Source organism: Sanguibacter sp. 25GB23B1, from assembly GCF_040012415.1.
Lineage (GTDB): Bacteria > Actinomycetota > Actinomycetes > Actinomycetales > Cellulomonadaceae > Sanguibacter.
The window spans coordinates 82,588-90,921 of record NZ_JBDYKL010000015.1; the positions used below are offsets into that span (position 1 = coordinate 82,588).

General features: G+C 71.3%; 7 protein-coding genes. 6 read left to right on the forward strand and 1 reads right to left on the reverse strand.

Annotated elements, in window-relative coordinates; translation table 11 throughout:
- The first annotated feature begins 72 nt into the window (after positions 1–72).
- Entirely contained in the window at positions 73–753 is a 681-nt protein-coding gene (locus tag ABKW26_RS10435; protein WP_348593411.1) for a TetR/AcrR family transcriptional regulator, read from the forward strand.
- A gap of 52 nt (positions 754–805) precedes the next feature.
- Positions 806–1,318: a DUF4240 domain-containing protein gene (locus ABKW26_RS10440; RefSeq protein WP_348593413.1), complete on the forward strand. Its 513-nt coding sequence runs from the start codon at positions 806–808 to the stop codon at positions 1,316–1,318.
- A gap of 33 nt (positions 1,319–1,351) precedes the next feature.
- On the opposite strand, the gene ABKW26_RS10445 is transcribed toward ABKW26_RS10440, so the two are convergent.
- Complete coding sequence (locus tag ABKW26_RS10445; RefSeq protein ID WP_348593415.1) at positions 1,352–2,830, reverse strand: helix-turn-helix domain-containing protein; 1,479 nt, start codon at positions 2,828–2,830, stop codon at positions 1,352–1,354.
- Between the two features lie 154 nt (positions 2,831–2,984).
- On the opposite strand from ABKW26_RS10445, the gene ABKW26_RS10450 reads away from it, so the two are divergent.
- From ABKW26_RS10450 to ABKW26_RS10465, 4 genes are all read left to right on the forward strand, one after another.
- A complete protein-coding gene (locus tag ABKW26_RS10450) occupies positions 2,985–4,835 on the forward strand; it encodes a phosphoenolpyruvate carboxykinase (GTP) (protein ID WP_348593416.1) in 1,851 nt (616 codons plus the stop codon).
- Positions 4,836–4,922: 87 nt separating this feature from the next.
- Positions 4,923–6,236 carry a GAF domain-containing protein gene (locus ABKW26_RS10455; protein WP_348593418.1) on the forward strand — a complete coding sequence of 438 codons (1,314 nt, stop codon included), beginning with the start codon at positions 4,923–4,925 and terminating at the stop codon, positions 6,234–6,236.
- A gap of 109 nt (positions 6,237–6,345) precedes the next feature.
- Complete coding sequence (locus ABKW26_RS10460; protein WP_348593420.1) at positions 6,346–7,869, forward strand: aldehyde dehydrogenase family protein; 1,524 nt, start codon at positions 6,346–6,348, stop codon at positions 7,867–7,869.
- A gap of 35 nt (positions 7,870–7,904) precedes the next feature.
- On the forward strand, positions 7,905–8,303 hold the full coding sequence (locus tag ABKW26_RS10465; RefSeq protein WP_348593422.1) for a DUF779 domain-containing protein: 399 nt from the start codon (positions 7,905–7,907) through the stop codon (positions 8,301–8,303).
- Positions 8,304–8,334: the final 31 nt, after the last annotated feature.

Here is an 8,334-nt window from a genome sequence, read left to right on the forward strand (position 1 = left end):
AACGCTCGTCGTCTACGCAACACATGTTGGGAAAGTCTCGCTGGATGGGCGTTTCGCTGCCACAATGGAGCCATGGACCTTCAGACCGGCCCCCGACCGGCAGCACAGCCGGCCGCCCAGCCGGAAGCGCGCACCGACCCGCGCATCGCGCGGACCCGGCGACTCCTCCATGATGCGCTCCTGTCGCTGGCGCGCGAGCGGGACCTCGACACGATCGCTGTCGCGGACATCGCGGACCGCGCCACCGTCAACCGGAGCACGTTCTACCAGCACTACCCGGACAAGGAGACCCTCCTCGCGGACGCGCTCGATGAGCAGGCACGTCTCGCCGGCGCCGACCTCTCCGCGCTCCTCCCCCTCGAGGAGTCGACCCAGCCGCCCGCGCTCCTCGTCCGCTACGTCGAGCACCTCGACGAGAACGCGGCCCTCTACCGCCGGGCGCTCGGCGAGACGGGCTCGCCCCTGACGATGGCGCGTCTGCGACGACGGATCGGCGCCATCGTCACGACCGGCATCGAGGGGCACGGCTTCGACGCCGAGCAGGACCTCCCGGTCGAGATCGCGGCAGCGTCCATCACCGGCTCGCTCATCGGGGTGCTCACGACATGGCTCGAGATGGACCCGCGCCCGTCGACCGACCGCGCCGCCACGTGGGCGTGGCACATGCTCGTCCCCGCGCACCCCGCCGACCCGCTCGCCGCCGCCTGCGAGCACGGCGGCACGACGACCGGCTGGTGCGCCTCGCCCTCGTGAGCCGCGCGCTCGTGAACGCCGCCGTGTCACCGGTCCCTGCCACACTCCAGCCATGGACATCGACACGTACTGGACCCTTGTCGAGCAGGCGCGCGAGCGGGCGACCGAGACCGACGCCGAGGCCGTGGCAGCGGCGCTCACCGAGATCCTCGTCGAGCGGGGGGCACCCGCCGCGAGAGGCGCCCACAGCGCGTACTCCGCGCTCGCGGCGCAGGCCTACGGCTGGCCGCTGTGGGGTGCCGCCTACACGATCAACGGCGGGTGCTCGGACGACGGCTTCGAGTACTTCATCGGATGGCTCGTCGCCCAGGGGCGTGAGGTGTTCGAGCGCGCTGTCGCGGACCCGGACTCGCTCGCCGACGTCGTCGACGAGGACACCGAGGCCGAGGGCGAGGACGTCATGGCGGCAGCGTGGGTTGCCTCCACGACGCTGACGGGCGACGACGACGACGGCACCGATCACGGGACGACGCCGCTCCCCCCGCTCGGCGAGGGATGGGACTTCGACGACGACGACCTCGTGCGTGAGCACTACCCGAGGCTCGCCGCGATCTTCCTCGACTGAGCCGCACCTCGGCTGACGGACGACCCGACCGCTTCAGCCACGCGGCGCGTGCTTCTCGAGGAAGCTGTACACCTCGGTGTCGTCGACCCCCGGGAACGACCCGGCCGGCAGCGCCGAGAGCACGTGCTGGTGCATGTGTGCGCTCGGCCAGGACTTCGTCGCCCAGCGCTGCACGAGGTCGGGTGCCGCGCGGTGGCAGCACGCCTCGTCGGGGCACGTGGACGCCTGCCGCAGGGTGGTCTCCCGGCCACGGAACCACTTGACCGCAGCGAAGGGCACGCCGACGGTGATCGAGAACTCCCCGCCGGCGGTGCTGCCCGTCTGCGTGGAGCACCAGTACGTACCGGTCGGGTTGTCGGTGTACTGGTAGAACTCGGTCGCACGGTCGCGCCGTGCGAACGCGCTGCGGGCGGCCCACCGACGGCACACGGACTGGCCCTCGATCGCGCCCGTGACGTCGGACGGAAACTGCAGCCCGTCGTTCTCGTAGCCGCGGTAGAGGGCGCCGTCGTCGCCGACGCGCAAGAAGTGGACGCGGATACCGAGGTGCTCGGTGGCGAGGTTGGTGAAGCGCTGCGCGGCCGCCTCGTGGGTGACGCCGAACGCGTCGCGGAAGTCCTCGACCGCGAGGTCCTTCTCCTGCTTGCGCGCCTGGAGCCAGCCGACCGCGGCCGTGCGCGGGATGAGGCACGCGGCGGCGAAGTAGTTGATCTCGAGCCGCTGGCGCAGGAAGTCGGCGTAGGAGCGGGGGCGCTCGTGCTCGAGGACGCGGTGGGCGATCGCCTGGAGAGCGAGGGAGCGCAGTCCGTGGCCGCCGGGGATGGACGCGGGCGGGAGGTAGATGCGTCCGTGGGCGAGGTCCGTGACCGTCCGGGTGGAGTGCGGCAGGTCGTCCACGTGCAGGAGCGTGAAGCCGAGCTGCTCCGCCATCCGCGCGACGGTGCGGTGCGTGAGCGCACCGACCGTGTAGCCGGCCTTCCGGGCCAGCTCTTCGCCGATCTCCTCGATGTGCGGGATGTAGTTGTTCCGCTGCTGCATCGTGAGCCGCAGCTCGGTGTTGGCGCGGCGTGCCTCCTCGGGTGTGGCGATCGCCTCCGACGCACGGCGGGCGAGCTCGCGATGGAGCCCGACGAGGTTCTCGAGGACGGGGACGGAGAGCTTCTGGCTCGGTCGGACGAGCGGCAGCCCGAGGCTGGAGTAGAGGGGCCCGCGCTGTGCGTGCTCGAGCTCGATCTCGAGAGCTGCCCGGCGTGAGGGCGGGCTGTCGCTCAGCAGGTCCGCGAGGGTCACGCCGAGGGCACCGGCGATGGTCGTCAGCAGGGAGATCCGGGGTTCCCGCTTGCCGTTCTCGATGAGTGAGAGCTGGCTCGGAGCGGCGCCGGTGACCTCGGAGAGGGCGTCGAGGGTGAGCCCGCGCTCGGTGCGGTAGTGCCGGATGCGGCGACCGAGCGTGAGGAGGTCGGTCGCCGGGGAGGAGCCTGACGCATCGGCGCCGAGCGGGTTCGCGGTCATGGTTTGACGGTACGGGAATTCTCGCGATTCTTCACGGTCCGCCTCCGTTGAAGGTGGGCACGGGCAGGGGCAGAGTGGAATCCACGCCGCACTTGCACCTGGTGGCCCATACACCTGGTGCTGCACCGACACCGAGACCACGGAGGCCCCGACGATGAGCATCCTCGAGGACACGACGTTCACCCGCCCGACAGCCCCTGCGACCGACGCCTCTCTCGCCGCGCGGGCCTGGGTGACGTCGATCGCCGACCTCACGCGCCCCGACGACATCGTGTGGTGCGACGGCTCACCCGAGGAACGCGCCCGGCTCACCGCTCTCATGGTGGAGTCCGGCGCGCTCGTCCCGCTCGACCCCGGGCTGCGCCCGAACAGCTTCCTCGCGCGCTCCGACCCGAGCGACGTCGCCCGCGTCGAGTCGCGGACGTTCATCTGCTCCGAGCGGGAGATCGATGCGGGTCCCACGAACAACTGGCGCGAGCCGGCCGTCATGCGCGCCGAGCTGCGCGGCGTCTTCGAGGGCTCGATGCGCGGACGCACGATGTACGTGGTGCCGTTCTCGATGGGACCTGTCGGCGGACCGATCTCCCAGGTGGGCATCCAGGTGACCGACTCTCCCTACGCCGCCGTGAGCATGGGCATCATGACGCGCACCGGTTCCGACGTGCTCGCCCTCATCGACGCCGGTGCGCCGTTCGTGCCCGCCGTGCACTCCGTCGGCGCGCCCTTGCCGACGGACGACGCCGGGGTCAGGGCCGAGGACGTCCCCTGGCCGTGCAACGACCTCAAGTACATCGTCCAGTTCCCCGAGACCCGCGAGATCTGGTCCTACGGCTCCGGGTACGGCGGGAACGCCCTCCTGGGCAAGAAGTGCTTCGCGCTGCGGATCGCCTCGGCGATGGCGCGCGACGAGGGCTGGCTCGCCGAGCACATGCTCATCATCCGCGTGACGTCTCCCGAGGGGCGTGCGTACCACCTCGCGGCGGCCTTCCCGTCGGCGTGCGGGAAGACGAACCTTGCCATGCTGCGCCCCACCATCCCGGGCTGGACCGTCGAGACGGTCGGCGACGACATCGCGTGGATGCGCCCCGGCCCCGACGGTCGGCTGCGGGCCATCAACCCCGAGGCCGGCTTCTTCGGCGTCGCTCCCGGCACCGGGCACACCACCAACCCGACCGCGATCGCGACGATCTCCCGCGACACGATCTTCACCAACGTGGCGCTCACCGACGACGGCGACGTGTGGTGGGAGGGCCTCACCGACGAGGTCCCCGAGCACCTCACCGACTGGCAGGGACGCGACTGGACACCGTCGAGCGGGACGCCGGCCGCGCACCCGAACTCGCGCTTCACGGTCGCCGCCGACCAGTGCCCCACGATCGCCGACACCTGGGACGACCCGGCCGGTGTGCCGATCGACGCGATCGTCTTCGGCGGGCGCCGCGCCACGAACGTGCCCCTCGTCGCCCAGGCGTACAGCTGGGAGCACGGCGTCTTCATGGGCGCGACCATCTCGTCGGAGCAGACCGCCGCCGCGGAGGGCACCGTCGGCGAGCTCCGCCGCGACCCCTTCGCCATGCTGCCCTTCTGCGGCTACAACATGGCCGACCACTGGAACCACTGGCTCGAGGTCGGGGCGGCGCTCGCCCCCGAGAACCGACCCGAGATCTTCCAGGTCAACTGGTTCCGCAAGGGAGACGACGGCTCCTTCCTGTGGCCCGGCTTCGGCGAGAACTCGCGCGTCGTCGAATGGATCGTGCGCCGCTCCGGCGGCGAGCGGGTCGACGCGGTACCGAGCCCCGTCGGCCTCCTGCCCACCCCGGGTGCGCTCGACCTCGACGGCCTCGACCTGCCCGAGGAGACGCTCGACGCGCTCTTCGACGTCGAGCCCACGTCCTGGCTCGCCGAGGCCGACCTCACCGAGGCGTTCTTCGAGACCTTCGGCGACCGCACGCCCGACGCGCTGTTCGCCCAGCTCGACGACCTCCGGACGCGGCTGCGGTCGTGATCCCTGCCGCCGGGGCGGGCCTGTCGTGACACGCGTCCCGGCGATACCCTGGAGGCCCCACGACCAGCGCTGATCGGAGGTGGCCCCATGGTGGACCCTGCAGGGTTCCACAGCAGGCTCGACCAGCGGCGCGCCCTCGTCCAGGAGTCCCTCGTCCGGGAGTCGTGGCGACGCTCGGTCGCCTTCAGGCTCGACCCCGATGCCGTGCCTGACGCCCTCGACCTGACGGATGCCGCGCTCCGCGAGCGCCGTGCCGCCCATCCGCTCGCCGTCGCGCTCCCCACCATCCAGCAGCTGCTCGTGCGGCACGCCGACGACAGCGGGCTCATCGTCGCGATCGGCGACCAGACCGGACGTCTCCTGTGGGTCGCCGGCGACGCCGCGCTCCGTCGCCGGGCCGAGGCGATGGCCTTCGTGGAGGGGGCCGACTGGTCCGAGCGTGCTGCCGGGACGAGCGCCCCCGGGACGGCACTCGTGCTCGACCGGGCCGTGCAGATCCGCCGGACGGAGCACTACAGCCGCATCGTCCACCCGTGGAGCTGCACCGCCGTCCCGGTGCACGACCGGGCGACCGGCGCGGTCGTCGGCGTCATCGACGTCACGGGCGGCGACGACGCGGTCGGGCCCGTCACGCTGCCGCTCCTCGAGGCGACGGTCGCAGCCGTCGAGGCCGAGATCCAGGTGCACCGGCTCGAGGACGAGCGGCACCGCGCCCGTCGTCCGTCGTCCGTGCGGCGTGCGCCGTCCACCGCTGGGGCGACGGTCGGCTCGCCCGTCGTGCAGCGGTCCAGCGTGCCGACCGAGGCGCTCCTCACCGTCCTCGGCCGAGAAGAGGGGCTCCTGCGCGAGGGCGACCGGTCGATCGTGCTCAGCGCGCGGCACGCCGAGATCCTCACGCTCCTCGCGTGGCACCGTCGAGGGCTCACTGCCGAAGCGCTCGCCGACGCCGTCTACGGGCGGGCGGACGCGGTCGTGACCGTCCGTGCCGAGATGGTCCGCCTGCGCAAGGTCCTCGAGGCGTTCGCGCCAGAGCTCGTCCCGCTGTCCCGGCCGTACCGCCTCGACGTGCGGCTCGAGCTCGACGCGCACCGGGTCCTCGCCTTCCTCGACCGCGGCGCGCACCGTGTCGCGCTCGGCTGCTACGTCGGCGCCGTCCTGCCCGGGTCGACCGCGCCGGGTATCCAGGAGATCCGCAGCGTCCTCGCGGGTCAGGTACGGGAGTCGCTCCTGGCCGACGCGGGCGTCGACCTCCTCCTCGAGTACGCCCGCACGGACGAGAGCCGTGACGACGTGGCCCTGTGGGAGACGTGCCTGCAGCTGCTCCCGGCGCGCTCGCCACGGCGCGCCTCGGTCGTCGCCCATCTCGAGGCGCTCGAGACCGAGCTCGGCGCGGTGCGCTGACACCGCAGCCGCTCCGGGCGCGCAACTGGATGCAACCTCCACCGGCCTACGGTGCGAGTGTGCCCTCGAAGCCGAGGGGCTCACATGACAACGACGTCAGAGGAGCAGCATGACCATCTACGCAGCGCCAGGCACACCCGACTCCCTCATCACCTTCAAGTCCCGCTACGAGCACTGGATCGGCGGGCAGTGGGTCGCCCCCGCGCAGGGGCAGTACTTCGAGGACATCTCGCCCGTGAACGGCAAGCCGTTCGCCGAGGTGGGTCGCGGTACGGCGGAGGACATCGAGGCCGCGCTCGACGCGGCACACCGCGCAGCCCCCGCCTGGGGGAAGACCACCGGGACGGAGCGAGCGGCCGTCCTCAACGCGATCGCCGACGTCATCACCGCCAACCTCGAGATGCTCGCGGTCGCGGAGTCCTGGGACAACGGAAAACCGATCCGCGAGGTCCTCGGGGCCGACCTGCCGCTCGCCGCCGACCACTTCCGGTACTTCGCGTCGCTCATCCGCGCGCAGGAGGGTGAGTTCACCGAGATCAACGGCGACATGATCGCCTACCACTACGCGGAGCCCCTCGGCGTGGTCGGGCAGATCATCCCGTGGAACTTCCCCATCCTCATGGCGACGTGGAAGCTCGCCCCGGCGCTCGCGGGCGGCAACGCCGTCGTCCTCAAGCCCGCGGAGCAGACCCCGGTCTCGATCCTCGTGCTCATGGAGCTGCTCGCCGACGTGCTCCCGCCCGGGGTGGTCAACGTCGTCAACGGCTTCGGCCTCGAGGCGGGCAAGCCGCTCGCGTCGAGCCCCCGCATCCGCAAGATCGCCTTCACGGGGGAGACGACGACTGGCCGTCTCATCCTCCAGTACGCGAGCGCGAACATCATCCCGGCGACCGTGGAGCTCGGCGGCAAGAGCCCCAACCTCTTCTTCGAGGACGTCGCGTCCACGCACGACGACTACTACGACAAGGCGCAGGAGGGCTTCGTCCTCTTCGCGTTCAACCAGGGCGAGGTGTGCACGTGCCCGAGCCGGTCGCTCATCCAGGCGTCCATCTACGACTCGTTCCTCGGTGACGCCGTCGAGCGCACCCGCAAGGCGATCCAGGGCAACCCGCTCGACACGGACACGCAGGTGGGCGCGCAGGCATCGAACGACCAGCTGGAGAAGATCCTCAGCTACATCGACATCGGCAAGCAGGAGGGCGCGGCTCTCCTCCTCGGTGGCGAGCGCGTCGACCTCGGGGGCGACCTCACGGACGGCTACTACGTGGCGCCGACGATCTTCGAGGGCAAGAACTCGATGCGGGTGTTCCAGGAGGAGATCTTCGGTCCTGTCGTCGCGGTGACGAGCTTCGAGGACTACGCCGACGCCATCTCGTTGGCGAACGACACGCTCTACGGCCTGGGCGCCGGTGTGTGGTCGCGCAACGGCAACCTCGCCTACCGGGCGGGTCGTGACATCAAGGCCGGTCGCGTGTGGGTGAACAACTATCACGCCTACCCGGCCGGGGCGGCGTTCGGCGGCTACAAGAGCTCGGGGATCGGGCGGGAGAACAGCAAGGCTGCGCTCGCCCACTACCAGCAGACGAAGAACCTCCTCGTCTCCTACTCGGAGAAGGCCGAGGGCTTCTTCTAGGCCCGCAGGAGAGTCGGACGAACGGGAGGAGAACCATGATCGAGGCCGAGGTCGTCCTCGACGGCGAGACCACGTCACGCGTCGCGCTGACGGACACCGCCATCGAGCTGCTGCGCATGCTCTGGGGCAAGCACGGCCCGCTCATGTTCCACCAGTCGGGTGGGTGCTGCGACGGCAGCTCCCCCATGTGCTACCCGGCAGGGGAGCTCATCACGTCCGACGCCGACGTGCGGCTGGGCCGGTTCGACATCGCCCCGGACGGCGAACCGGCCCAGCCCGTCGACTTCTGGATGTCCCGCGAGCAGTTCACGTACTGGAGCCACACCCACCTCACGGTCGACGTGGTTCCCGGACGCGGGTCCGGGTTCTCCGTCGAAGGACCCGAGGGGGTGCGCTTCCTCATCCGGTCACGGCTCATCGACGACGAGCCCTGACGGGGGGGGGGGGGGGGGGGGGGGGGGGGGG

What these genes read in the sequence shown, in the direction of transcription:
- ABKW26_RS10435 (WP_348593411.1), top strand. Translation starts at nt 73, where the DNA reads ATGGACCTTCAGACCGGCCCCCGACCGGCAGCACAGCCGGCCGCCCAG.
- ABKW26_RS10440 (WP_348593413.1), top strand. Translation starts at nt 806, where the DNA reads ATGGACATCGACACGTACTGGACCCTTGTCGAGCAGGCGCGCGAGCGG.
- ABKW26_RS10445 (WP_348593415.1), bottom strand. Translation starts at nt 2,830, where the DNA reads ATGACCGCGAACCCGCTCGGCGCCGATGCGTCAGGCTCCTCCCCGGCG.
- ABKW26_RS10450 (WP_348593416.1), top strand. Translation starts at nt 2,985, where the DNA reads ATGAGCATCCTCGAGGACACGACGTTCACCCGCCCGACAGCCCCTGCG.
- ABKW26_RS10455 (WP_348593418.1), top strand. Translation starts at nt 4,923, where the DNA reads ATGGTGGACCCTGCAGGGTTCCACAGCAGGCTCGACCAGCGGCGCGCC.
- ABKW26_RS10460 (WP_348593420.1), top strand. Translation starts at nt 6,346, where the DNA reads ATGACCATCTACGCAGCGCCAGGCACACCCGACTCCCTCATCACCTTC.
- ABKW26_RS10465 (WP_348593422.1), top strand. Translation starts at nt 7,905, where the DNA reads ATGATCGAGGCCGAGGTCGTCCTCGACGGCGAGACCACGTCACGCGTC.